The following is a 20,541-nucleotide window of genomic DNA, read 5'->3' on the forward strand; positions in this document are numbered from 1 at the left end:
CGTCAGCCTCCAAATTCGTAGTTGCTCAGGGTCTTGTCGGTCAGGCTGCTGGAGAGCTGCTGGCGCATGTACCCCAGATTCTGCTCGAGTTCCATCACGCCGTTTTGCTGCACCTGAATGCGCTGCACGCGCTGACCCAGCTGATTGCGTACCGACAGCAGGTTCTCGCGGAACCGCGCGTTTTCGTCTTCGGTATTGAGGGTGCCCGACGCCGCCGTCTCGGCCACATCCAGCAGGCCGTTTATGTAGGTCATCACCATATCGGCGGCGATATATTCCGAGAGCGAGGTCACCACCGTCGCATCCAGCCCCAGCGATGCCGAGTCAATGGTGTAACGCAGCACCTTGACGCGCGTACTGGCCACCAGAGCCTTCTCTTCATTGGTCAGGCTGGCGTCACTGCGGCTTTTGCGGAACACCTCCTGAATGATGTTGCGCACGCGCGACGTCATGCCCTTGTCAGGCGATAGCGTAAACTCACTGGCCGAGGGCTTGAGGCACTCGCTGTTTTCGTTGCAGCGGTAGATTTTGGCGGTGCCACCGTTCAGCAGGGTATTGCACAGCGCCTCGCTGCCGCCCCTGGGTGCCAGGAACGTGGGATTGCCCTTTTCGTCGTATATCACCGTGCCCACCATCGACATGACGAGCTCCTTCAGCTCCCTGTCGTCGCTGATGAACTGATTGATTTTCTCGAAGGTGGACCAGGTCAGGTTGCGACTGCGGGGAATGCGTTTTTTCTCTTCCGGCGTCGCCTTGCTGAACACCTTGTCGGTCTCGTCACCCACGCCGCACCCCTGCCGCGAAGCCGCCCAGTCCGAGAACATGTCGTGCTGGCCGCCGATGTCCTGGCAGATTTTCTTCGAGGCTTCCTGGGTTTTCGGCCACAGGCCGCCGACAATCGACTGCGCGGCCTGGCAGGTCGAGATGTTCATGTTGTTGATGGAAGTGAGCATGTTCTGCAGATTGTCCTTGATGGCCTTGCACTGCGGGCACACGGTTTCCAGCCCCAGGTCGAACGCGTACCCCACGGCATTGCTGAGGATTTGCTTGCCCATCATCTTGAGCTGGTCGGTATTGATGAAAGAGAATGACCCCAGATAGGCATCAATGCCGCCGCAGCCGGATTTGATGTCGGGCAGCGTCACGGAAATCAGCTGGATGTTACGCACCGGCATGCGCATGAAGAGGTTGCCCCCGGTCAGATAGCCCGCCGACTGCCCCTGCCAGGCCGCCGCCTGCGTCACGTTGGCGCCGCCGTCGCCCATCTGGTCAAAGAATTTGTTGAGGTCACCCTGAATGCCGGCGTGCGACGGCTGCGCACTGCAGGCAAGCAAGACACCTGCTGCCAGCAGACCGCCGAGGTTATTTTTTCTCATTTTTGCGTCTCCCGTCCGCCCCGAATTTGTTAAGCAGCCGCCGCGCGCTGCGGAAAATTGCAAGCAACAGCTGCACGTAAAACACCACCGTTGCCAACAGCGCCAGCCCCATGCCCGCCCAGATGAGCACCTTTATCACCCCGTCCCAGCGGAGCACCGGCAGCGCTGTGGCGGCCAGCCATTCCAGCCCCGGCAGGTGCAGCGACAGCCACACCATGTCGGCGCACCACCCCCGAAGCCCCATTGCCGCCAGTACCAGCAAGACCGCATAGCCCATCTGGCGATACGGCTGCGCGATAAATGCCCTCACAGCACCCCCATGCGCAGCGCCATGGCAAAGCTCTCGTCAATACGCTGCTTCAGCACCTCGTCGCTGATGGCGCCCTGCGACAGCGGAATGGCAACCAGCGTTTCGCGGTTGACCAGAAAGTCGGTGGGCGTGGCCTTTGGCAGTTCGGCAAAGAAGTCGTTAATCACGGTGTCATTGGCCGGCAACACGTCGGGGAAAGTGGCATCGCCCTTGCCGTCGAAGCTGTAGACAAACACCGGCAGGTTCAGCTGCGCGCTGACCGCCCGGAGCACCGGATTGAACTGGTGGCAGTACGGGCAGTCGGAGCGAATGAAATGCACCACCTGCCACTGCGCGATATTGATGCTGCGACCGTCGCGCAGCCGGTAGTCAACCCGTCCGCGCCTGGGCGCGGCAGCCTTCTTGTCTTTCCCCTGCACGCCCGCTGCCGGCGAAACGCGCCCGGCATCACCGAGAGACAAGGCCTCCGGCTTTCCCTGCTCCAGCGCCTGCAGCTCGTCGCGCAGCCCGGCGTGCGCGACGGACGCCACGACCAGCAGCACTGCGGCCAGCACGCTCCAGCGTTTACGTGTCGTCATACGCCCAGCTCCTGCAGCCACGCCGGGGCAGTGGCAAGAAACTCGTTCGGACGACACACGCGCCAACAGGGAATGCCAGCCGTCTTCAAAACATCATCAAAGATGGCATCACGACGTCGCCGATCCGGACGATGGTGCGAAAGGTCGTCGAGTTTGATAACGGCCAGCACGGTAAAATCGTCATGACGCACCAACACGAAGTCACAGTGCCACTGCGATATCTGACGAAACAGGGCGTTATACTCCCGGCTCCCGGGCTTGTACCGCGCCGACACAGTGACGATGTCGCAGAGGCGAACCTGCGGACATACCCGAAAACCCAGCGGCAAAGCATGCACCTCAAACGCGCGGAGAAACTGTCGCTCACTGTCCGTCATGAACGGCTTGCGCTGCCAGGCATCGCCCTGCGCCTGCAGCCGGGCAGACATCCCTTTGCCAGGCGCTGTCTTGGCACCTTTTCCGTCTGCTTTCTTGATGAATGCCAACAGAAAGATAAAAAGCACGAAAAGAAAAAAAGCCGCACCAATGAGGGCACCAGAGGGAGACAAAGACGTCGTCCAGTTGTTCACTTATCACCTCCCCGCCCGCATAGCTTCGGCAAGGCCAATTTCCACACCTCGTGTGCGCCTGCCATCGTCGCCGCCGTCAGAGCGGCGATCAGGTCATAGGCTGCAAACACGGCGGCAGCGGTCACCAGGCTCGCGACCAGCAACGCGGCAATCAAAGCGACGGCAATCAGCACCAGCACAAGCTGAGACGCCGGACTCCCCGCGGAAACAGCCTGTGACGCCATGCCATACGCGAACAACGTAGACTCGGACGAGATCGCTTTGATGGCGGCCACGCCGTATTTTTCTGCGTACACCATGACTGACAGCAGCGTTATCAATACAAATGTGAGTTTTCTCATTGGTATTCCTCTATTTATGGATTACAGATCAACTCGCTCAATCCCATCACGCCATAGGGACGCCGTCGGACGCAGCCAGATACACACGGGTCCATCGTCGTGATCGTGCAACGAGCCCAGAAACCAGCCATTACCGGCCGGCGGTCGTGGCATCCAGCCGCATGCATCCCAATCCTCGTCATCAAAGCCGGCCAGGAACAGCGCGGGGTCTTCATCGCGCATCAGCATGACCCACGCTTCCAGATCCTGCTCGCGCAACCAGCCCGAGAAGTCCGCGGCGGTTTCCAGATAAACCGCGCGCATCGCCGGGTGCGTCCAGTACCCCTGCGCATCTCGCTCAACCTCTGCGGCGGTAATGTGTCGTTTTGTCATGTCATGCTCCTTTTTCGTTCAGTCCCGGGGTTTGAAATCGGTGACGACATTCAGCACGCGCCGTGCCAGGTCATCCTGCGTGATAAAACCGTAGGCCAGCGGCTTGTAGGTTCCCGTCCCCGGCTCCACCAGGTAGATGGCCGGAAAATGTTTTATGCCCATCTTTTTGGCCTGCCCGGTATCCCTTCGGCTGTCCGGCAGATCCGCGCTGATGCGACCATCGATACTCACCGGCACCAGGTGCAACCCATACTGCGCGGCAAACTCCTTCACCACGCTGCCCAGCTTGTTATCCAGCGGCTCCTGGCCGCGATAGAATAAAAACACCCCGTAGCGCTGGTTGACCTGGTCGATAGCGCGCGCCTGCGCCTGGCGCTCTTTGGCGTATTCGATAGGCGCTGCCCCGTTGTAGAAGGGGTGCTTGAGGTTGTAGTCCAGCTCCGGGTAGTCCAGCAGCACCTTCTGCCAGGTGGCGCTGAATGCGCTGGCCTTGTTGACCAGAAAATCCTGCACCACCTTGTAGCGCCGTATGTTTTCCGGCTGCGGATCGAGTACCGCCGTGATAAGCAGTTCCTTGCGTATTTTCTCGATACGCGCAAGCCGTTCGATGGGTGATGCGGGCGGCGGTGCTGATGCAGGCGCCGGCGGCGCGTTCTTCGGCGGTTTGGTCTTCTTGTCGTACCAGTACCAGCCCTTGACGGGCTTATCGACATACCCCTGGGGTTCATCATTTTGTTCCGCCACTGCCAGCGTCGGCGCCAGCAGCAAGATCAGAACCAGTAACTGATTGCGCGGTTTCATCAGTTGCTTCCTTTTTGAATGTTGCGACTGATTTGCTCACGGATACGCGCAGAGAGCACATCCTGGTCGGGCAGCTTCACCTTGCCCTGCAGCTCGTCGTAGAAATCGCTGAAATCAATGCGGTCAAACTTGAGCCGTTCGAACTCGCCCATCACCATGCCGCGGCAGTCCGGGCTTTTGCCGCTGCCAAACCCGATACCCAACTGGCCCTGGCGGCCCTGCTCCTGCACGATGCGCGCCAGCAGGCTGTCATAGACGCAATAGCTGTGTTTTTTCTGCAGGCAGGCGCCCAATACCTTTTTCGAGCAATACTCCCCGACATCGATAACCAGCTTGCGTTCCTTGGCCTTGCCGATGGCCTTTTCCTCATCGTTGCAGTGCGCCAGCCCGACATCGTGCCCCCAACCGCCGCCCTTGCAGCAGTTGCTGAACCCGATGGCGGTTTTGCGGCACGACATGGGCTTGCCGGTAAAGAAGCGAATACGTTCCGGATCAAGCCCGGCCACGTCCTTGCCGGCCGCCGCCAGCGCAGCCAGCTGAGACACGGCCGCCTTGAAGTCGTTGTTCTTCTCGTCCTTGATGGACGCGCAGCTGCCGTCATCGCAATAGAATTTGTCGCCGCACAGCCAGCCTTCGCCGCTGACGGTGTGCTGGCACTGGTAGCTCAGCGATTCGCGTACGCAAAAGTCGCCGACTTTCTGCAGGCAGCGGCGGGTGCCGACCGTGCAGTTCCTGTCCCTCTCCCAGCGCCCGCAGCTGTTGTCATCACTCTCATAGAGCTGCCAGTCTTGCGTGGTCTGCCAGCAGTCCTGATAGACCGGATACGCCACGCCGTTATCCCAGACCGTGCGGGTTTCCGCGCCCTGGGAACAATATTCCCGAAGCATGACGGCATTTTCCTTGTCCACGCCGCAGCTGGGCGTCCATTCTACGCGTGTCGTAAACACGCGCGTGTCGACCTCGAGATCAAAGTGGAGGGTGGCCGGGACAGGAGACTGGTGGCGAATACGCGCACCGCCAGAGCCGTGAACATATTGCATGTCGCCATGCGTGGCTTCAAAAGCCTGGCCGGCAACGAGTTCCGATTGCGCCGGCCAAAAGTCGGCACCGGACTGCTCGGTCCATCCGTGGTAATACAATGCCGTTCCCAGCAGGCTGATATCCGTGCGCTGATTGCCGGCCACCCTGGGATATCGGTAGGACGCATGCACAATCCGCCCGCTCATGGGGGGGGTCACGGTGATGTGCACCGCGTCCCCGTAAATCTGGTAAGGCAAATCCGACAAGGTGACTTCAAATGATTTTGTCTCCTTGCCGCCCGTAACGCTGCCGACAATGTTGGCCGTGTTGTGGCATTGCGCGGTCACCGACTGCGCCTTCTCACACGCATGCGAGGTATAGCTGACCTTGTTGACCACCTGCCTGACGCATTTGGGCCCGACGCCGGCGGCGATGACGTCCGCGTCTTTGCGGATGTCGTCACTGCGTTTAATCATGTCGGAGTCGTAATCAATCTTGTCGGCGGGGTTGTTGATAAAGGACTTGCGCATCTCCTTGCCGAGCTCGGTCTGTGCCAGCGCCTGTTGCCCTTTGGCGCCAATATCGGTATCCGTCTGCGTCCCGCCCTGGTAATAGCCGCTTTCCGGCGGGTTATCGGTGTAACGGTCAAAATACTGCTCCGGCTTCACCTGCCCGGCCCCCTGCTGTGCACCGCTGAGCGCCGCCGCTGCGGCGGCCTCACCCTCGTTCATGTCGTTATCGCCGGCAATGGCAGGGGTAGCTGCACAGGCTGCCAGCAGACTGCCGAGCAGTGTGCGAGATAGCGCGTTTCGTATTGTCATATCACCTCCGTGCCACCCTGCCGGCTCTCTGTCGTGGGGTTTCCCTGGTGTTGAAAACCCCGGTGTTGGTCCTGCTCTTTTTATTGTGGTTGTTGGGTGCTGCGCGTTTTGGCGCACTCGCCGCGCGCATCGATAAGCTCCAGCCCGTCGCGCACGGCCAGATTGCCGTACACCACATCAAACTTCTCGCCGCAGCGCCTGACCAATGCCGGCACGCTCGCAATGCCGTAGTGAGCGAACCGCAGCGGGTCGATATTGACGCTGCCCACGCCATACTTGTTCTCCAGCTGGTACACCGCCTGCGCGGTGGTTTTCATGTCGTCATTGACCAGCCCGCGCAGGTAAACCGGCACCTTCTCACGCTGCGCCGCACGCAGCAGCGCAACCAGGCTTTTTTCAGGAATGGAGAACGAGACGAAATAGGCGACCTCGTCCGGCGTGTGGTCAAGCGGACGGCTGCGTTCCTCCGCCTGCGCCCCCAGGGCAAGCATCAACGCCACCGGCATCAGAGCACGACGCAATTTCGTTTTTTCCATATCAGGTACCCGTAGTTCTTTTTGGTGGTTGGCTTCTCTTTGCCCAGCTGCCAGCGCATCACGCTGCGCCCCAGCGGATGGCACGCATTGGCGTCGGGCACCGTGTTGACCATCTGATAGCGGTAGCGGCTTTTGGGCATGATGACGGTCGGATACTCGTGGCAGACCGCCCGGTTGGCACCGATGGTGTCCCAGATCATCCCCTGGCGGTGCAGTTTGAAATTCATGCGCTCGGTCAGCAAAATGCCGCTGTTGAGGCCGCTGCTCTCGTTGACCAGGTTGCCGGAAAACGGGTACATCGAGCCGTGGCCGCCGGCACACCAGAACAGCGCATCCAGCGGCTTGCGCACCTCGGCGGCGATGGCATCGGCTGCGCAGGCCATTTGTGCCACCGGATTGGCGAACAAGATCGCTTCCGGACTGATAAACAGCGCCAGCGAGTCATCTTTCCACATCGGATCAAGCTCCGACATGTAGGCGATGTCGTATTCACCGCCCTGCATGCAGCCGACGGAGGTGATGATGTTGAGCCAGCTGATGAGCGGGTACTTGTACCAGTGAACGTGATAGAAGGTGCCGGGATTATTCACGCCCAACTTGGTTCCCGTACCGGTACCCACCTTCGGGATGGGAATGGAAAACCCGCCCATATTGACCATGCAGCCGGGCGCACGCGTGACGTTACTGATGGCGAACGGCTCCCAGAACCCGATGGCGATACCGGGTCGCTGAAAAAGCGGCGGCGGCGCCGGACAAAGCTGTATCGGCGAGCTGGGGTTACTGGTATCCGTCAGGTCGCCTTTGGACAGTTCGGTCTTGCCGATGGTCATCGGGAACAGGCACTTCCAGCAGATATCGGTGATGGGGTTCATCCAGCGACCGTCGCAGGTCGGATCTTTCGCCTGGGCAGCGGTGCTGCCCAAAGCCAGGGCAAGCGCCACTGCAACACCGGCCAAGCCAGGGCGTTTCATTTGTCCGCCTTGCCCGCGGTCTTGCCGCGCCCTTTTGCAATGGCCGCCTGCAGCGTGGACGCATCCACCGCGCCGTACATCACCGATGTGTTGTCGGCGTTGGCATGTTGGGTTGGCATCACGATAAACGCCGGCGTGCCGCTGATACCCAGATCACCGGCCAGTACCGCATTGCCTTTCAGGTCTGTTTCCGCCCCGATGCCTGAGACCGTGCTGCCGACCTTCTGCACATCGGCCCCCGCCAGCTGCGTAGCCTGCCGAATATCCGCCTGCGTCAGTTGCCCCTCGGCGTGTCCCGTCTTGAATAGCGCATGGTGATAGCGGGCATAGGCGTCAGCCCCCTGTTGCCGCCAGATGCTCACTCCTCGGATAGCGGCGTCGCGGGAAAGCGGCCAGCGTTCACCAAAAATCGGATATTCCCGGAAGGACACCCGCAACGCGGCGTCCTTGTCCATTACTGCCTCTACCACCGGTGCCATGCGCGAACACCAGATGCACTGATAGTCAAAAAACTGGATCAGGGTGACGTCACCGTCAGGGCGCACGGTCGGCGCCTGTTCCGCATCCAACAAAACCTTCTGCTGCGCCAGCACCGCATCCAGCGCCTGGCGCTGTTCGGCAACATTTTCACGCTGCTGCAGCTTTTCGCTCATCTCGACCAGCAGATCGGGATGGTCACGCAGGTAGTCCGCGGCAATCTGGCCAATCGCCGCTTGCTGCTCCGGGGTAAAGGTTACCGCGCCTGGCGAAGCGTATGCCGGCAACTGCGAATACAGCGCTGCAGCGACGCTGACCACGACAGCCTGTGCAGTCGTCTTGATCTTCATGATTTGGGTCCTTTTTTGATTTCCTGGCCGTCATCGGCCACGGCCACTTCGGTGATGCGCAGCAGTTTTTTCCCCGGCATCTGGTCAACGATGGCCGGCACACGGCGAATGCCGAACTTGTTGACCAGCACGGCGCCCTGGTCGAAATAGACGCGCACGTCCAGCGCGTCGCTGCTGTCCTTGATGTTGCCGCCGACCAGGATGAGCTTGTCCATCACGCCCGGCCGTGGGCGTTGCCTGAACCAGGTGAGCTGCGCGGCATCGCGCCCGTCGATAAACACCAGCGTCTGGTTGAAGGTCGGCAGCACGTCGAACGGCGACACCCGCTGCCCCTTGCGGGCAAACACGTTCCCCTTGTCGTCTGCAATGTCTTTTTGCACGACGAACGACGGATCGAACGTCCGCACCACCCTGGCCTCGGCACGCCGCACCCCCTCGATAGGGGCGGGGTTCAACACGCTATCCGTGACGCGGTCACGCAGTTCCTGCTGGATACGTTCCTGCGTTTTCCCGGCGAAATGCTCACCGAGCCGCTCACGAATAACGCTCAAAAGGTCATGCTCCCGGATGGGCCAGATATCGCCCACCGTGCCGAGGTTGGCCGCCTGAGTCAGCGAAGGCAGCGCCAGGCAAAGGGCAACCAGTACGCGGCGCATCACTGCCCTCCTTGCATGGCGGCAGCGAGATCCTTGCGTATCTGCGGCGTCACATCAGGCAGGCCGGCCACCACGGCGGCGCTGACCACAATCACCTCATGCTGCGTTGCGGCCCGCGCCGTCAGCACCTGATTGAGCTTCTGGTTATAGCGCTGCAGCAGCGCGGTGCGCTCGTCATCGCTGAGTTTGAGACGCGCGCTTTGCAGCAAAAACCTGTCGGTTGTGCCCTTCATGTCGAAGGTCACCAGTTTGGGCGGCTGCAACAGCAGCAGCCAGAGTGCCGCCGTCACCAGCACGGCGCACACCACCGAGACAAACCCGGTCAGCCAGTATTCGCGAGGTGTCACCATCCCGGACCTCCAAGGCAATTGCAATGAAGCGGACGATGATGGAACTCGGAGATAACCGTAATCATCGCCCCACCAAGACTGACAACCAGCATCAATATAAAGACAAGGCGCAATAATGCCGCCAGACTCAGCCTGTTGAAGCTTTCAGCGATATACGCCCCTGCACCCACCACACCGATGCTCACCATCGCAATGGGCAGTACCGACTGCGTAAATGCATCGAGAGACTTAAATGCCCTGCCACTGATAAGCGCCTCGGCCCCCTCAATGACCAGTAACCCAAACAGCCAGGCCGTACCGAAGATAAACAGCGTTACCAGCGCATACCCCACGCCGCGAAACCACTCGGTGGCGATAAAGCTTGCGGACAGCGGTGGCCGCTCTGCCACCGTCGATTTTGTGTGATGCATCTTTCCCTCCGTCAAAGCGTTGTCTACGCCAGCAGACCGGCAACGCCGGCAAACACCCACAGCCCCAGGGCCAGGCGCAGCAGACTTACTGCTTGATACCCCTTGCCCGCCCATTGATACCGCAGCGCCAGCCCTGCGGCCGCCAGAAGTCCGGCGACCAGCAGCGCGCGCAAGGCCGCGATGAATTCCCCCGTGCCCATATCCCGCACTGCCATCAGGCCGATGGCCGCCATCGACACAGTCAGCACAACGGCCGGATGACGGCGCAGCGCCCGGCGCACTCGCTCAACCGCGGTCATAACGGCATTTTCAGCAGTGCGTGCAACTCACGCCGCTTGTTCGCATCCCGCTCGACCATCTCGAACAGGATGTCCTTGATATCCGCCCCCTCCGCCAGCCGCTTTTCGCGGTAGGTGAAGTCTTCCCCCCTGGACGAGAACAGCTTGTCGCTGAGCGGATCGAGCAGCAGGCGATGGAAGCTGCTGGACTCTTCGATGCTGACCAGGAACGAGCTGTACTTGGCCTTGCCTGCGGCAGGAAACTTCTTGATGAGTGCCCACTCGTGCTCAGAGAAGGCGTTCGGCTCTTCCTTTTCAAACATGGCGAAGGCCGTGGCATTCTGTTTGCCGGTGAACTTGTAGGAGCTGTTGTCAAAGGCGGCCAGCGAGGCGGTACTGAGGTTCTTGTCGCGGATGGACTGGGTCACCGTACCGCAGGAGCCGTTGTGACGGCGGGCCGTTCGATAACCCTCTTCGATGAACTCGCGGATTTTTACGTTCGACCCGCCCAGCAGCTTCCAGCCCTCATCGATGATGCTCATCTTGCGCAGGTTGCGCGGCGTTGAGTACATCAGGTTTTCCGACCAAATCATCAGCGTGAACAGCACGGCCGACAACAGGTCGTTACGGCTTCGCAGGTCGCCAAGTTCGGTAACCACAAAGCGCAGGTCGTGGCCGAGCGTCGGCTGGTCACTGTTGAAGTACTCGCCGTAAACCCCTTTTGTCGTGTACTTGTTGAGCAGCGTGACCATTTCGTCGATACGTCCGGCTATCTGCGGACCGCTTTTCAGCGCCACGTCACGCTGGCGCTTTTTGAGGTAATCCACCACATGGTCGATGCGCATGCCCTGCTGATATTCCGGCCATTGCGTGGTGATGGCCTCCATCATCAGGGATTCGTGCACCTCATCCAGCAAGCCGCTGGGGCTGGCCAGAATGCACAGCTGGTCGCGTATGCGCTCGGCGGCCAGCTTGATGTCGGTGACGTTGGCGAACGGGTTGAATCGCAGGTTTTCACCGTTGATGTAGTCGCCACCGATGCTGCTGCAGAACGCCTTGTAGGAGTCACCGATATCGGTGATGGCAACGTAGCCGCCACTGTCGCTGACCTGACGCGCGAGCGCCTGAGCCAGCACTGATTTACCGGCACCGGAGGTACCGGAGAGGTACCAGTTGTAATTGACGTTGGGCAGGTTCTCATCGAACACGTCAAGGAACGCCACCTGATTGCGGTAGCTTGCCAGCAGTATCCCGGCGTTTGACAGCTTGTTGTCGCCGATAACCGGCATCAGGTTGGCTGCGTGGAAGCACTCCGCGCGCTGCGTGGCACCGGTGCGGTTGAGGTCGCGCCACAGCTTGTCGTCGGCCATGGTGAACGGCAGCGTCGCCAGCAGATTACGCACCTGCATGTAGTCGGCGCGCACCATCTTCACCCCCTGGCGGGCAAAGGCCTTCTTGGTGTTTTCTGTCTGCCTGGACATGACGTCATCATCGTCGTCGCAGAAGAACGTCAGCCCATAGAAATAGCGCGTCAGCGCCGTGCGCCCCGCGTCCAGCTCGGTCCGCAGACCTTTCCATTCCTGATGTTGGCGGACCACGCCCGGAATATACCTGGCATACGGCGTGTTGACGCGACTGTCGAGACTCAGGAAGCGGTTCCTGGCTTCCCCTTGGCTTTTCACCTGCTCGTCGGTGACCAGTACCATGCTGAACAGGAATGGGCACTGGATACTGCTGGTCGGCGATGCCAGGTCGGCAAGCAGATTGCCGTTCTGCCACAGATAGTGCTCATGCGGGTTGCGGTCCAGGTTCATGCAGACCATGCGGCTGGAAAAATCCCGCTCCTGCTCATCCGTGCCCGATATCCGAATATACCCGGGTTTGACCAGCCACGAGGTGCTGTTATCGACCATCTGCGCTGTCAGGTCTGACTGCGGGTCGTACGCTTTTTCATAGCTCGGAAGGCGGGCCACATCGTGGTTGCAGAGTTCACGCATCACGCCGATGACATCGTCAGCCGACGCCGGCTGCGTGTAGATATCGGCCGCCACCAGGGCGTTAGAAAGGGTTCGCCGCACTTCCTTCACATGAATAAGGTCAGCCTCGGTCACGCGGCGAACCTTCTGCGCCCAGGTGAAAAACAGCCGATAGTCGCGCAGCGTCAGCGGGTGCCCGAGCCCGTTGGGAAAACCGTGGCGGGCGCCATGCAGCGCGAAGCGCCGGTTGATGTCGTTGCACTCGTCGGCGCGGTACCCGCTCCAGCCGAAGTCCTTTAGGCCATAGTCAATCTGCTCCTGCAGCGCCCCGCTGCTGACCATCAGCACCTGCAAGGGCGTGCCGCGCGGTACGGACTCCTGCAACAGCGCCTCCAGGCTGTTGACCACCTGCTCATTGGCCCCGATGAGGGGCTGGGACTCGAGCACAAACCCGATGGAGCCCTTGTTGATGAAGATTTTCTCTTCACTCATGTAGTCGGCGAACGGCAGCAGGTCGCGGATATGGGGGTAATCCATATCATCCAGCATCTTCTGGGTCTCGCGCACGGTCTCCTTGTCACCGAGAATGCTGGCGACATCATCAATGATGTTGAGCGGGTTGAACTTCAATCCGGAAAGGTCGAACTTCATGCTTCAGACCTCACAACACGCCGTGCCAGTTGGCAGGCTTGGTGACGGTATAAACGACCTCGCCCATGTGGACGTTGTCATCGGGAGAAACGTAGGGGGCTATCCAGATGCGGGCCACGCCATCGGGCCGGCGAAACGCCGACGCGGGTTCGGGATAGCAGCGCGGGCTGTTGCATGAGACACCGGTGGCGGTGGGGACAGCCACACCGGAACGGGCCTGCGACGCGGAAGTAAACACCGAAGCGCCCGCGCCTGCGCGCGCAGGCGCGGCAACGCCCCCTGCCAGCGCCGGCTGAACATCCAGCCGCACATGCCCGGTATCTATTAGCCGATAGCCCGCGAGGTTGAGGCCCTTGCCACCGGCGTTACCGGGCTTGCCAGCGGATGCAGAGGTCATTTCATCGGCCTGGGACATCCAGACGCCGGTATCCCGCGCTGGCTTGTCGAACTCGAACTCGGAGTTCATGCCGGCGCAGCCGGTCAGAAGCAAGGGAAGAAACACCAGAGACTTACGCATCGCGACGGCCCCCCCCTGCGCTGCTGCCTGTTGACGTGCCTGCAGCGAGCGCAGCCGTGCGCGAGGGCTGAAATCGTTATAGTAGTCCTCGATATTGGGGAATCCGAGCTCGGCTGCGTGGTAATAGTCGCGCGAAAATTTCATAAGGAGGAGATAAGTGCCGGCGAACAGCGCCATTAGCGTCAACTCGACAAGGCTGTTCGCCAGAACATCTGGCGCAAGATGATCGGTGAATAGCGTATCCGCGCCATTCAGTACCGGCTGGGCGATCATGCCAATGCCCATCACCCCCATAACCGCAAGAAAGCCAAACAGCATCGCGAACAACTCCTGCTCAATGATGCGCAGCGCCAGAGCGCCGCGATGATGCGTCCAGTCGCTCGCAAACAGCTGACGAGATTTGGGACTGGTTGTGATACCGAGAATATTCATGCTTCAACTCCTGTTGGTGACGTCCGTTCCCGGAGACCAGAAAGTAGAGTGGGTGACTCCGCGACCGGCTACAGCGTGGGGTTTTCAGCGGCAGCGTCATCGGCGCGTAGCGCCTGGCCGAGCTCAATAATCCATCGGCGCTGCATATCACCATCGACGATCAACGCATCCGGCAGAGTGACCTCCCCGACGCCGCACGCCCCGGAGATAGCCATGTTGTGTGGCGCACTCGTCAGCATCGTGGACAGGCCGGTATCGTAATTTTTGTGTTGGTGCATTGGGCTGCGCCCTCCGTTTTCCTATATGAATGTCTGCCGTTGCTTACGCACGTTCAGAATCGCTTTGCAGAAGGCAGGCCTCCTCCCTCACCCATGTCAAAAGTTGGCGGGGCGTCAGTCTGTCTTCGTGAGCAAGTTCCAGTAACGCCTGGTGCCACTCCGGTATCCGGGGAACGTAGTGCGCCAGCAAGACCGTAATTTTTCGCCTGATCTGGGCTTGCACCCCCAGAGCCAGAACCGCCCAAAGCGCAATCGCGCACAAAAAGTACTGGCTGTGCATGACCAAAGGGTCCGAATCGGGCGAACGCAGCATTACGATAAAATCCCGTAAGGACGCCACCTGCTCGCTCACCACCAGACCAACAAAGGCCACGTAGGCCAAAGTGGCCAAAGCGGCGACGATGAGCGACCTTTGACTGAACTTCTCGAAGCGCGCATATCGCTGGCCAAGTCGTCCGATTTGGTTCAGCCTGTTACGCTGCTCATTGGCCATCATGGTGGGACTCATGGCTTTCACCTTCGGCTGTCTTCGCTGTTTCACAGGCTGAGGACATTACCTGCAGCCTGCTCAGCATGACCTTGGTCTCTGCCAGCTGTTCACGCATGACCTCCAACTGCGCCAGCAAAAGCGATTGCGTTTCCGAGTCGGCAACGTTATGCACCTCACGCACTATTTCGTCGCCCGCGGCTACTTCGTGAAGCTCACTCTCATTCAGTAGAGTTGCCGTTTGCTGCGTAGACTTGGCCGCGTCATTTGCTGCTACGGTTATGCCGGCGTTGTAGCCAACCCAGGACGCTAAAGCCACAACGCCAATGAGTGCCAGATAAGTAAATGAACGCATCAACTCCCTCCTTGTGCCGGTTTGGCACTCTGCGCGCCTTCAGGTGTGATAAAATCATTGATTTGCAGAGACTCGGCATCACCGAGTTTGCCGATAAGCTCTGGCGGCAGGTCACTGTTCCCCTGCGCGGCGGTGGTCGTATCTGCAGTGTGGGTTGCCGCGCCTTTTTGCGCCGCCTGTTCGCTCGCTTCCTGGTCTTCGATAAACGACGCCCTGAAACCTTCGGTAAACACGATTTCCACGCGGTTGGCAGCGCCAATCGGGATAATCGGGTGGTACTGCTCGGCACGCTGGATGTAGTAGTCGGCCAGCTTGGTGGCCGCCGTACTGGCGCCGCCCCCCAGACCGGCGCGGGCCACGTCGCCGCCGGATATGGTTGAAGTTGCCCCCACGCCGGCAACGGTCTGCCCCACCTGCTGAACGCTCTGGCCAATGCCTGACAGGGCGCCGGCCCCGAAGGCCAGGCCGAGTATTTTGCCGTTGCGCATCACGGGCACACCCTTGATGCCGGCCTTGCCGTAGAACACCGCGTGCCCCTTCACTTCCATATCGATATGCTTGTCTCCAACCACGCAGGAGAGCGATTTGACGCGCACCTCTGCACGTTCACTGGAGACGTCACCGAAAGCGCCGGCGGTCACAAAGCAGTTGTCGAGCTTGCCCAGGCGCTTGTTGTTGGGCAGGTGCGCCATGCCGGTCAGCTTGAACTGCATCGGCTTGAGGTGCTCTTCCCCGGAAACGGACGCGTTGACGTCAGCGCCTTCGAGAATGATGGCGTTGGAGAAGGTGCCTGACGGCACATAGAAACTATCGGGCTTGGGCTTTTTTGCCGCGTCGACCTTGCTGTAATCAAAGGTGAAGTTATCGAGCTGCCCGCGCGCAACAGGCGGGGGCTGAAGACGGTACTGGGCAGCAGGTTGGCCCTGCCCGGCCGCTGCCGCCGGCGCGGTGGTTTGTTCTTTCGACTTGAGCGCCTGCATCTGCGTAAGCATGTCGTCGATACGGCCTTTCAGCTCGGCATTCTCGCTGTTGACGTCACTGAGTTTTTTGTTGAAGTCAGCCACCATGTCCTTCAGGTCGGCGACGGCCTTGTTGGCTTCCCTTTCTCGCTGCTGCGAATCCAAAAGCACGCCCCCCTGTGCGCCTTCAAACGTGTTCACCACCTGACCGGTCAGGTCGGGTTCGGCGGGCGCGTCACCACCGGTAACATCATCAGCGCCGGCTGCGCCGCCCCCGGTGGATTTGTTGAGATACCAGAGCAGCGCGACGAAAACGACGACGCCGGCGATGATGACGGTAAACAGTTTCTGCTGCTTTCCCTTGACCCAACGGTTAATGTTCATCGGCAGCGCCCTCCTTCAACACCACAATGGCCGAGACGGTCACGCCGGGTGAGATGACATCAAGCTGCGGCCAGAAAGAGACGGCCATGACCCCCTTGCTCCAGAGATAACGTTCGTTGAGTTCGATGCGCCCTGCGCTACGGTTAGTGATATCCAGCCGGACGATGCGCAGCCGATCCCCCTGCCAGGCTGATACAGGGCGCACCCTGAATGCCTGCAGAACCGACGCGGATAACGGCACCTCACGGTTTTTGGTGTAGACAAACCCGGCCGGCATGTCGTTATTGACAAAACGCGAGACAAGCTGAGAAATCAGCTCACTGTACCCGGGCTTATCGGCTTCCCATGCACCGGCCTGCGCCGTGCCACGAATGGCCTTGTTGTTGACGATGAGCGACAACCCGGCCTGCCGGCGTGGCGTGGCGTAAAGCGAAAAGGTGAAGCCGCTTTCGGTCGTGACATAAAGCGTGAAGGGCTTGTCGTGAACCGTCGCGAACACCAGTCCGCCGGCATCGTTGACGGCCTGCTGCGTGATGACACCGCGGGTGGCCAGAATGCCTTTTACCCGGTCATCGTTCACGGTGATGTAGTTGGGGTCGGTGGTGCTGACGGTGACCGCAACGCGTGCATTGGGGTTGATATCCACTTCCTGAGCCTGCGCGGCAAAGGCAAACAGCGCAGCGGAAATCACCAGGGATTTACTGTTCAACGGGCACCTCCACAAAGGCGTTGAAGCACATGCCGTCATTGCGCGTGTCCAGGCGAATGCGATATTTTTTCTCAACGGGCCGGACATCGTTCATACCGTAGGTGAACTGCAGATTGCCGGCGACATCAACGATGCCCTTGTCTGCATTGACCTGAATTTTGTTGGGATAGAAGACCGAGCTGCCTTCATTCATGGCAAGACTCCTGCGCTCCGCGCTGAGGGCTGGCTCAAGCACTTTCTTTTGCCCTTCGCAGGCGTAAGCTATTAGCAGCTTGTGTGCGGCATCGGCCGTCTCGCTGGAGATGTTGAGGCGTAAATTGACCAGGCTGAGCGCCATCAATCGCAGATAGCGCGCATCACCGCGCTCACCCACAAACCCGAATTCGCTGTTGGCGCTCATCGGTAAAATAATCAGTTGTCGGTTGTTGAGCAGCGCGTTGGTGAGCGCACGGTTATCGGAATAAAGCCGATGCGCCAGCAGTCCGCTGATAGCGGCGATAATTAGCATAATCACCAACGCCAGCGCCAGATTGCGGTCACGGCGGGACTTCAGGTTATATTCCATGGGGTGACCTCAGGGTATCCAGTGACGTTTGTAGCTTTCTGGCAATACATCAACAAAAAGTCGAAGCCAGCTGGTAGGCAGGAACCAATAGGCAAGGCTGAGCATATAGCTGGAGCCCTTCCCTCTCTTTAAGGCACGCATTCCGAAAAAAGCCGCAAAAACCGTTGGACCGAAAATCCACATATTGACGAAGATGGTCAGCGCGCACAGCGGTATATAGAGAACAAATTCGTCGCGGGGCAATCCAAACCAACGCTTTGCTTCGGAAAGCGTAGCCGGAAAGACATACCGGTTACGCTGTTCCATAGTTCACCCGTTAAAACAAGCCAGTTACGACGTTAACGAACAGCAGGACGGCAACGATACCGATGAATACCGCCGGGCTTTTCGATTTAATAAACATCCACAACGCCGCCAGCATTTCGACGAAATAAATAACGTAAACAACCGCACTCCCCGCGCCGAATGTCGCCTTCACATCCCCTTTAGCCTTGGCAAAATAATCCTTGGCATAAGCTTCAGTAGCCGGCATTAACATCAGCGCCAGCATGAGTACAGTCATAGCTACCGCACCCAAAAAGAGCGGGTTCTTCAGGTACAAAGCCACTTTTCCTTGCATGGCAAAATCCTCAAGGTTAAAGAAATAAAAAAATGAATATGCGTATAACTGATTAAAGGCTCTGGGTAATGGACCTCCTTTTATTAACAACTAAAATAGTCACCTACTAAATCTTTTCCCGGTGGCAGCAATATCAACAAACTCATTGAGGTGGTCTTCAAGTCTCAACAAGGCTTCCTGACGCTTGGTGCGCCCTGAGCGCTCAGCCGAACGAGAAAGGAGTTCGTTAACCCTGGCATTGATCTCAAGGGTAAGCGTAACGTTCCTAAACTCATGATTTGAAGTTAATTTTTTCATTAAACACCAAATGATTATGTAAAAAAAGAATCCACATAAAGACAAAAAGAGGCATAAGATGTGCTTAGGAAGCTATGTTTTTAGTAAACACCCAAAGATAACTCCAAAAAGCACAGGCAATGAATTAAAAACCCCATCATCATCATTAAAAACTCCTACAGAGTTATATTTACATGCTTTAACTTTGTCAAGAGCAAATTTGTTATCATCACTATGCTTTTGTAATATCAGGGGTTTTAGGAGGAGCCCCTGTGAAAAGAGATAAAAATAAAGAGATAGGTGATAGACTTCGGTCGATCAGAGAGCGATGTGGATTGACAAGAAAAGAGGTCGAATTACAAACGAATGGAGAAATCAAATCCGCTTCACTCTCAACTTTTGAAAATAATCAATCGCAGATAAGTCTGCGATACCTAAAGGTTTTATTAGACTTCTATAGATTGAAAGGGGTTAGATCAAGTTATGACTGGGTGATTAGTGGTGACGGAATGCAGCCTATAGAACATGAAGGATTGGCATCTAATATCACAGCAGTTAAAGAGTCAGCGTATTTCTTGCAGAATAATCAAAACTCTAAAATTATAACAGCAACCACTAACAGATTTTCCCCATATATAAAAACAGGAGATTTTATCGGGATTATTAAAAGAGACTCTTTCACACACGAGTTAAAATTATACACACTAATGAGAGAAGACACACCGGAATTTATTTTCGGAAAAAAAGATAAGGAGACAAGCTTAATATACTATATAGACAGATCAGATATCGTTACACAAGAAAATGATCTTCCCCATCAGATATATGAAGTAATATGGGTGAGAAAACAGTCGTAAAAGGGATGAATTGAATGGAAATCATTAATAAAAAAACAGTCATGACGCAATATACTTTGGGTGATATCCTTGAAATAGATATTGCGTTTGATAAGCTAAGAGAATCGATAAGATGCACCTACTTAACATATCTTTATGAGAATGATAACATAAAGGATTATTTCTGTTCGAACTGTGATTGGCAAAAGCAACTTATTGACAATCATTTAATTAACGTTTGCCCAATTTATAAGTATGCCTTCGAGCGCACACATGACTTAAGAGAAGATAATGGTCATATTATAACTGTTTGGGATTACGTACCACATAAAAAAGGAGAAGAACAAGACCTATCAGATTTCAGGTCGTCCTATAATATTGCGCATGGAATCGGAATTGCCATATGCAAAGGTAAATATCGTGAATCAATCGTCTTTGGAGGCCATGTTGATGATAAAAGGTTCTATGAGAAAACACTTAAAACAGAATTTTTGTCACGCCATCTAAAATTATTTAGAGAGGCTATATCTCAACCTAAAATAAAGGAAATGTAAAATGAAGAGAAATGTGTTAATAACTGGAGCTAATCGAGGAATTGGTTTAGGTATAGCAAATGAGTTTTTAAAATCTAGAGAACTTTATAATATTATATCAACAACGAGAAACAAAGGAGAGCTAGCCAATTTAAAGAGGGATGGATTTACCCCAGTATTCTTGGATGTTTCTAGTCAGACTTCAATAGATGAGGCAGAAGCCCAACTAAAGGAACTCAACCTTTTACCTGACATTATTATCAACAATGCTGGTATAGCCAACACAAAATTGTTTATGCAAATTTCCGAAAAAGATGTTGAGGAAATTTTCAATGTTAATTTTTATGGTACATTTAGAGTAATCAGGAAATTTATAAAGAACATGTCTAAAAATAAGTTTGGACGGATAATTAATATATCGAGTGTATTAGCTGGAATGCCACAAAAGGGCTTTTCTCATTATTGCGCATCTAAAGCGGCAATTGAATCGATGACGAGAGTTATATCGTTAGAGTACGCAAGTAAAGGTATCACAGCCAACTGCATTGCACCCGGATTTGTTGAAACTGAAATATTAGACTGCTTAGGAGAAGAAGGGGCAAACATGATTGAAAATAAAATACCTGTAAAATCCATTTCTACTCCAGCAGACATAGGTGCCATTTCGGTATTTCTTGCATCAGAAGCAGCAAGACATATAACAGGAGAAACAATCAACATTAACGGAGGTTTGTACTTTAGATAATAA

Annotated in this window: 29 protein-coding genes; 3 read left to right on the forward strand and 26 right to left on the reverse strand. The window is 56.7% G+C overall.

Annotation, left to right across the window (positions count from 1 at the left end):
- Positions 1–2: 2 nt before the first annotated feature.
- The 26 genes from ACUXAC_RS25700 to ACUXAC_RS25825 form a co-directional block, all read right to left on the reverse strand.
- Positions 3–1,376 (reverse strand): conjugal transfer protein TraH, encoded by a 1,374-nt coding sequence (locus ACUXAC_RS25700; RefSeq protein ID WP_454267031.1) that lies wholly within the window; start codon positions 1,374–1,376, stop codon positions 3–5.
- Positions 1,363–1,686, reverse strand: coding sequence for a hypothetical protein (locus tag ACUXAC_RS25705; protein WP_454267033.1), 324 nt, complete (start codon positions 1,684–1,686; stop codon positions 1,363–1,365). Before ACUXAC_RS25705 ends, ACUXAC_RS25700 begins: the two co-directional genes overlap by 14 nt.
- Positions 1,683–2,264 carry a type-F conjugative transfer system pilin assembly thiol-disulfide isomerase TrbB gene (gene trbB / locus ACUXAC_RS25710; RefSeq protein WP_241389624.1) on the reverse strand — a complete coding sequence of 194 codons (582 nt, stop codon included), beginning with the start codon at positions 2,262–2,264 and terminating at the stop codon, positions 1,683–1,685. The genes ACUXAC_RS25705 and trbB overlap by 4 nt, the downstream gene beginning before the upstream one ends.
- A complete protein-coding gene (locus ACUXAC_RS25715; protein ID WP_342172899.1) occupies positions 2,261–2,833 on the reverse strand; it encodes a DUF2726 domain-containing protein in 573 nt (190 codons plus the stop codon). Before ACUXAC_RS25715 ends, trbB begins: the two co-directional genes overlap by 4 nt.
- On the reverse strand, positions 2,830–3,174 hold the full coding sequence (locus tag ACUXAC_RS25720) for a hypothetical protein (RefSeq protein WP_342172900.1): 345 nt from the start codon (positions 3,172–3,174) through the stop codon (positions 2,830–2,832). The genes ACUXAC_RS25715 and ACUXAC_RS25720 overlap by 4 nt, the downstream gene beginning before the upstream one ends.
- 21 nt (positions 3,175–3,195) lie before the next feature.
- Positions 3,196–3,546: a hypothetical protein gene (locus tag ACUXAC_RS25725; protein ID WP_454267035.1), complete on the reverse strand. Its 351-nt coding sequence runs from the start codon at positions 3,544–3,546 to the stop codon at positions 3,196–3,198.
- A gap of 18 nt (positions 3,547–3,564) precedes the next feature.
- Complete coding sequence (gene traF / locus ACUXAC_RS25730; protein ID WP_454267036.1) at positions 3,565–4,347, reverse strand: type-F conjugative transfer system pilin assembly protein TraF; 783 nt, start codon at positions 4,345–4,347, stop codon at positions 3,565–3,567.
- Complete coding sequence (locus ACUXAC_RS25735) at positions 4,347–6,188, reverse strand: conjugal transfer protein TraN (RefSeq protein WP_454267037.1); 1,842 nt, start codon at positions 6,186–6,188, stop codon at positions 4,347–4,349. The genes traF and ACUXAC_RS25735 overlap by 1 nt, the downstream gene beginning before the upstream one ends.
- Before the next feature lie 80 nt (positions 6,189–6,268).
- A complete protein-coding gene (gene trbC, locus ACUXAC_RS25740; RefSeq protein ID WP_454267038.1) occupies positions 6,269–6,724 on the reverse strand; it encodes a type-F conjugative transfer system pilin assembly protein TrbC in 456 nt (151 codons plus the stop codon).
- A complete protein-coding gene (gene traU, locus ACUXAC_RS25745) occupies positions 6,694–7,695 on the reverse strand; it encodes a conjugal transfer pilus assembly protein TraU (RefSeq protein WP_454267039.1) in 1,002 nt (333 codons plus the stop codon). The genes trbC and traU overlap by 31 nt, the downstream gene beginning before the upstream one ends.
- Positions 7,692–8,522, reverse strand: coding sequence for a DsbA family protein (locus ACUXAC_RS25750; protein ID WP_454267040.1), 831 nt, complete (start codon positions 8,520–8,522; stop codon positions 7,692–7,694). Before ACUXAC_RS25750 ends, traU begins: the two co-directional genes overlap by 4 nt.
- A complete protein-coding gene (gene traW / locus ACUXAC_RS25755) occupies positions 8,519–9,178 on the reverse strand; it encodes a type-F conjugative transfer system protein TraW (protein ID WP_454267041.1) in 660 nt (219 codons plus the stop codon). Before traW ends, ACUXAC_RS25750 begins: the two co-directional genes overlap by 4 nt.
- Positions 9,178–9,528: a TrbI F-type domain-containing protein gene (locus tag ACUXAC_RS25760; RefSeq protein ID WP_172690007.1), complete on the reverse strand. Its 351-nt coding sequence runs from the start codon at positions 9,526–9,528 to the stop codon at positions 9,178–9,180. The genes traW and ACUXAC_RS25760 overlap by 1 nt, the downstream gene beginning before the upstream one ends.
- A complete protein-coding gene (locus tag ACUXAC_RS25765) occupies positions 9,522–9,938 on the reverse strand; it encodes a hypothetical protein (RefSeq protein WP_454267042.1) in 417 nt (138 codons plus the stop codon). Before ACUXAC_RS25765 ends, ACUXAC_RS25760 begins: the two co-directional genes overlap by 7 nt.
- 23 nt (positions 9,939–9,961) lie before the next feature.
- Positions 9,962–10,237 carry a hypothetical protein gene (locus ACUXAC_RS25770; RefSeq protein ID WP_172690005.1) on the reverse strand — a complete coding sequence of 92 codons (276 nt, stop codon included), beginning with the start codon at positions 10,235–10,237 and terminating at the stop codon, positions 9,962–9,964.
- Positions 10,234–12,843 (reverse strand): type IV secretion system protein TraC, encoded by a 2,610-nt coding sequence (traC, locus tag ACUXAC_RS25775; protein WP_454267043.1) that lies wholly within the window; start codon positions 12,841–12,843, stop codon positions 10,234–10,236. The genes ACUXAC_RS25770 and traC overlap by 4 nt, the downstream gene beginning before the upstream one ends.
- 10 nt (positions 12,844–12,853) lie before the next feature.
- On the reverse strand, positions 12,854–13,792 hold the full coding sequence (gene traV, locus ACUXAC_RS25780; RefSeq protein WP_454267044.1) for a type IV conjugative transfer system lipoprotein TraV: 939 nt from the start codon (positions 13,790–13,792) through the stop codon (positions 12,854–12,856).
- A gap of 68 nt (positions 13,793–13,860) precedes the next feature.
- Positions 13,861–14,070 carry a hypothetical protein gene (locus ACUXAC_RS25785; RefSeq protein WP_170853452.1) on the reverse strand — a complete coding sequence of 70 codons (210 nt, stop codon included), beginning with the start codon at positions 14,068–14,070 and terminating at the stop codon, positions 13,861–13,863.
- 43 nt (positions 14,071–14,113) lie between these two features.
- A complete protein-coding gene (locus tag ACUXAC_RS25790; RefSeq protein WP_241389640.1) occupies positions 14,114–14,578 on the reverse strand; it encodes a hypothetical protein in 465 nt (154 codons plus the stop codon).
- Positions 14,553–14,912, reverse strand: coding sequence for a hypothetical protein (locus ACUXAC_RS25795; protein WP_172690000.1), 360 nt, complete (start codon positions 14,910–14,912; stop codon positions 14,553–14,555). Before ACUXAC_RS25795 ends, ACUXAC_RS25790 begins: the two co-directional genes overlap by 26 nt.
- Positions 14,912–16,255 (reverse strand): TrbI/VirB10 family protein, encoded by a 1,344-nt coding sequence (locus tag ACUXAC_RS25800; RefSeq protein ID WP_454267046.1) that lies wholly within the window; start codon positions 16,253–16,255, stop codon positions 14,912–14,914. The genes ACUXAC_RS25795 and ACUXAC_RS25800 overlap by 1 nt, the downstream gene beginning before the upstream one ends.
- Positions 16,245–16,964: a TraK domain-containing protein gene (locus tag ACUXAC_RS25805; RefSeq protein WP_170853456.1), complete on the reverse strand. Its 720-nt coding sequence runs from the start codon at positions 16,962–16,964 to the stop codon at positions 16,245–16,247. The genes ACUXAC_RS25800 and ACUXAC_RS25805 overlap by 11 nt, the downstream gene beginning before the upstream one ends.
- Positions 16,954–17,529 (reverse strand): TraE/TraK family type IV conjugative transfer system protein, encoded by a 576-nt coding sequence (locus ACUXAC_RS25810; protein WP_454267048.1) that lies wholly within the window; start codon positions 17,527–17,529, stop codon positions 16,954–16,956. The genes ACUXAC_RS25805 and ACUXAC_RS25810 overlap by 11 nt, the downstream gene beginning before the upstream one ends.
- Positions 17,530–17,538: 9 nt before the next feature.
- A complete protein-coding gene (gene traL / locus ACUXAC_RS25815; protein WP_164120214.1) occupies positions 17,539–17,835 on the reverse strand; it encodes a type IV conjugative transfer system protein TraL in 297 nt (98 codons plus the stop codon).
- Positions 17,836–17,845: 10 nt separating this feature from the next.
- On the reverse strand, positions 17,846–18,148 hold the full coding sequence (locus tag ACUXAC_RS25820) for a hypothetical protein (RefSeq protein ID WP_149543229.1): 303 nt from the start codon (positions 18,146–18,148) through the stop codon (positions 17,846–17,848).
- A 99-nt stretch (positions 18,149–18,247) separates the two neighbouring features.
- A complete protein-coding gene (locus ACUXAC_RS25825) occupies positions 18,248–18,445 on the reverse strand; it encodes a TraY domain-containing protein (RefSeq protein WP_164120215.1) in 198 nt (65 codons plus the stop codon).
- A gap of 251 nt (positions 18,446–18,696) precedes the next feature.
- Between ACUXAC_RS25825 and ACUXAC_RS25830 the strand changes: the two genes are divergently transcribed.
- From ACUXAC_RS25830 to ACUXAC_RS25840, 3 genes are read left to right on the forward strand one after another with little or no spacing between them, the layout of a single operon-like run.
- Positions 18,697–19,281, forward strand: a complete 585-nt coding sequence (locus tag ACUXAC_RS25830) for a helix-turn-helix domain-containing protein (protein ID WP_164120216.1) — start codon at positions 18,697–18,699, stop codon at positions 19,279–19,281.
- Positions 19,282–19,295: 14 nt separating this feature from the next.
- Positions 19,296–19,814, forward strand: a complete 519-nt coding sequence (locus ACUXAC_RS25835) for a hypothetical protein (RefSeq protein WP_172689996.1) — start codon at positions 19,296–19,298, stop codon at positions 19,812–19,814.
- 1 nt (position 19,815) lies between these two features.
- The gene (locus ACUXAC_RS25840) at positions 19,816–20,538 is read left to right on the forward strand and encodes an SDR family NAD(P)-dependent oxidoreductase (protein ID WP_172689995.1); all 723 of its coding nucleotides are present in this window, start codon (positions 19,816–19,818) and stop codon (positions 20,536–20,538) included.
- Positions 20,539–20,541: the final 3 nt, after the last annotated feature.

The sequence above is a fragment of the Serratia sp. 121840015-1 genome, from assembly GCF_053627655.1.

Excerpts from the sequence above, each read along its gene's own strand:
- ACUXAC_RS25700 (WP_454267031.1), bottom strand. The coding sequence starts at position 1,376 with ATGAGAAAAAATAACCTCGGCGGTCTGCTGGCAGCAGGTGTCTTGCTT.
- trbB (WP_241389624.1), bottom strand. The coding sequence starts at position 2,264 with ATGACGACACGTAAACGCTGGAGCGTGCTGGCCGCAGTGCTGCTGGTC.
- ACUXAC_RS25720 (WP_342172900.1), bottom strand. The coding sequence starts at position 3,174 with ATGAGAAAACTCACATTTGTATTGATAACGCTGCTGTCAGTCATGGTG.
- ACUXAC_RS25725 (WP_454267035.1), bottom strand. The coding sequence starts at position 3,546 with ATGACAAAACGACACATTACCGCCGCAGAGGTTGAGCGAGATGCGCAG.
- traF (WP_454267036.1), bottom strand. The coding sequence starts at position 4,347 with ATGAAACCGCGCAATCAGTTACTGGTTCTGATCTTGCTGCTGGCGCCG.
- ACUXAC_RS25735 (WP_454267037.1), bottom strand. The coding sequence starts at position 6,188 with ATGACAATACGAAACGCGCTATCTCGCACACTGCTCGGCAGTCTGCTG.
- trbC (WP_454267038.1), bottom strand. The coding sequence starts at position 6,724 with ATGGAAAAAACGAAATTGCGTCGTGCTCTGATGCCGGTGGCGTTGATG.
- traU (WP_454267039.1), bottom strand. The coding sequence starts at position 7,695 with ATGAAACGCCCTGGCTTGGCCGGTGTTGCAGTGGCGCTTGCCCTGGCT.
- ACUXAC_RS25750 (WP_454267040.1), bottom strand. The coding sequence starts at position 8,522 with ATGAAGATCAAGACGACTGCACAGGCTGTCGTGGTCAGCGTCGCTGCA.
- traW (WP_454267041.1), bottom strand. The coding sequence starts at position 9,178 with ATGCGCCGCGTACTGGTTGCCCTTTGCCTGGCGCTGCCTTCGCTGACT.
- ACUXAC_RS25760 (WP_172690007.1), bottom strand. The coding sequence starts at position 9,528 with ATGGTGACACCTCGCGAATACTGGCTGACCGGGTTTGTCTCGGTGGTG.
- ACUXAC_RS25765 (WP_454267042.1), bottom strand. The coding sequence starts at position 9,938 with ATGCATCACACAAAATCGACGGTGGCAGAGCGGCCACCGCTGTCCGCA.
- ACUXAC_RS25770 (WP_172690005.1), bottom strand. The coding sequence starts at position 10,237 with ATGACCGCGGTTGAGCGAGTGCGCCGGGCGCTGCGCCGTCATCCGGCC.
- traC (WP_454267043.1), bottom strand. The coding sequence starts at position 12,843 with ATGAAGTTCGACCTTTCCGGATTGAAGTTCAACCCGCTCAACATCATT.
- traV (WP_454267044.1), bottom strand. The coding sequence starts at position 13,792 with ATGAATATTCTCGGTATCACAACCAGTCCCAAATCTCGTCAGCTGTTT.
- ACUXAC_RS25785 (WP_170853452.1), bottom strand. The coding sequence starts at position 14,070 with ATGCACCAACACAAAAATTACGATACCGGCCTGTCCACGATGCTGACG.
- ACUXAC_RS25790 (WP_241389640.1), bottom strand. The coding sequence starts at position 14,578 with ATGAGTCCCACCATGATGGCCAATGAGCAGCGTAACAGGCTGAACCAA.
- ACUXAC_RS25795 (WP_172690000.1), bottom strand. The coding sequence starts at position 14,912 with ATGCGTTCATTTACTTATCTGGCACTCATTGGCGTTGTGGCTTTAGCG.
- ACUXAC_RS25800 (WP_454267046.1), bottom strand. The coding sequence starts at position 16,255 with ATGAACATTAACCGTTGGGTCAAGGGAAAGCAGCAGAAACTGTTTACC.
- ACUXAC_RS25810 (WP_454267048.1), bottom strand. The coding sequence starts at position 17,529 with ATGGAATATAACCTGAAGTCCCGCCGTGACCGCAATCTGGCGCTGGCG.
- traL (WP_164120214.1), bottom strand. The coding sequence starts at position 17,835 with ATGGAACAGCGTAACCGGTATGTCTTTCCGGCTACGCTTTCCGAAGCA.
- ACUXAC_RS25820 (WP_149543229.1), bottom strand. The coding sequence starts at position 18,148 with ATGCAAGGAAAAGTGGCTTTGTACCTGAAGAACCCGCTCTTTTTGGGT.
- ACUXAC_RS25825 (WP_164120215.1), bottom strand. The coding sequence starts at position 18,445 with ATGAAAAAATTAACTTCAAATCATGAGTTTAGGAACGTTACGCTTACC.
- ACUXAC_RS25835 (WP_172689996.1), top strand. The coding sequence starts at position 19,296 with ATGGAAATCATTAATAAAAAAACAGTCATGACGCAATATACTTTGGGT.
- ACUXAC_RS25840 (WP_172689995.1), top strand. The coding sequence starts at position 19,816 with ATGAAGAGAAATGTGTTAATAACTGGAGCTAATCGAGGAATTGGTTTA.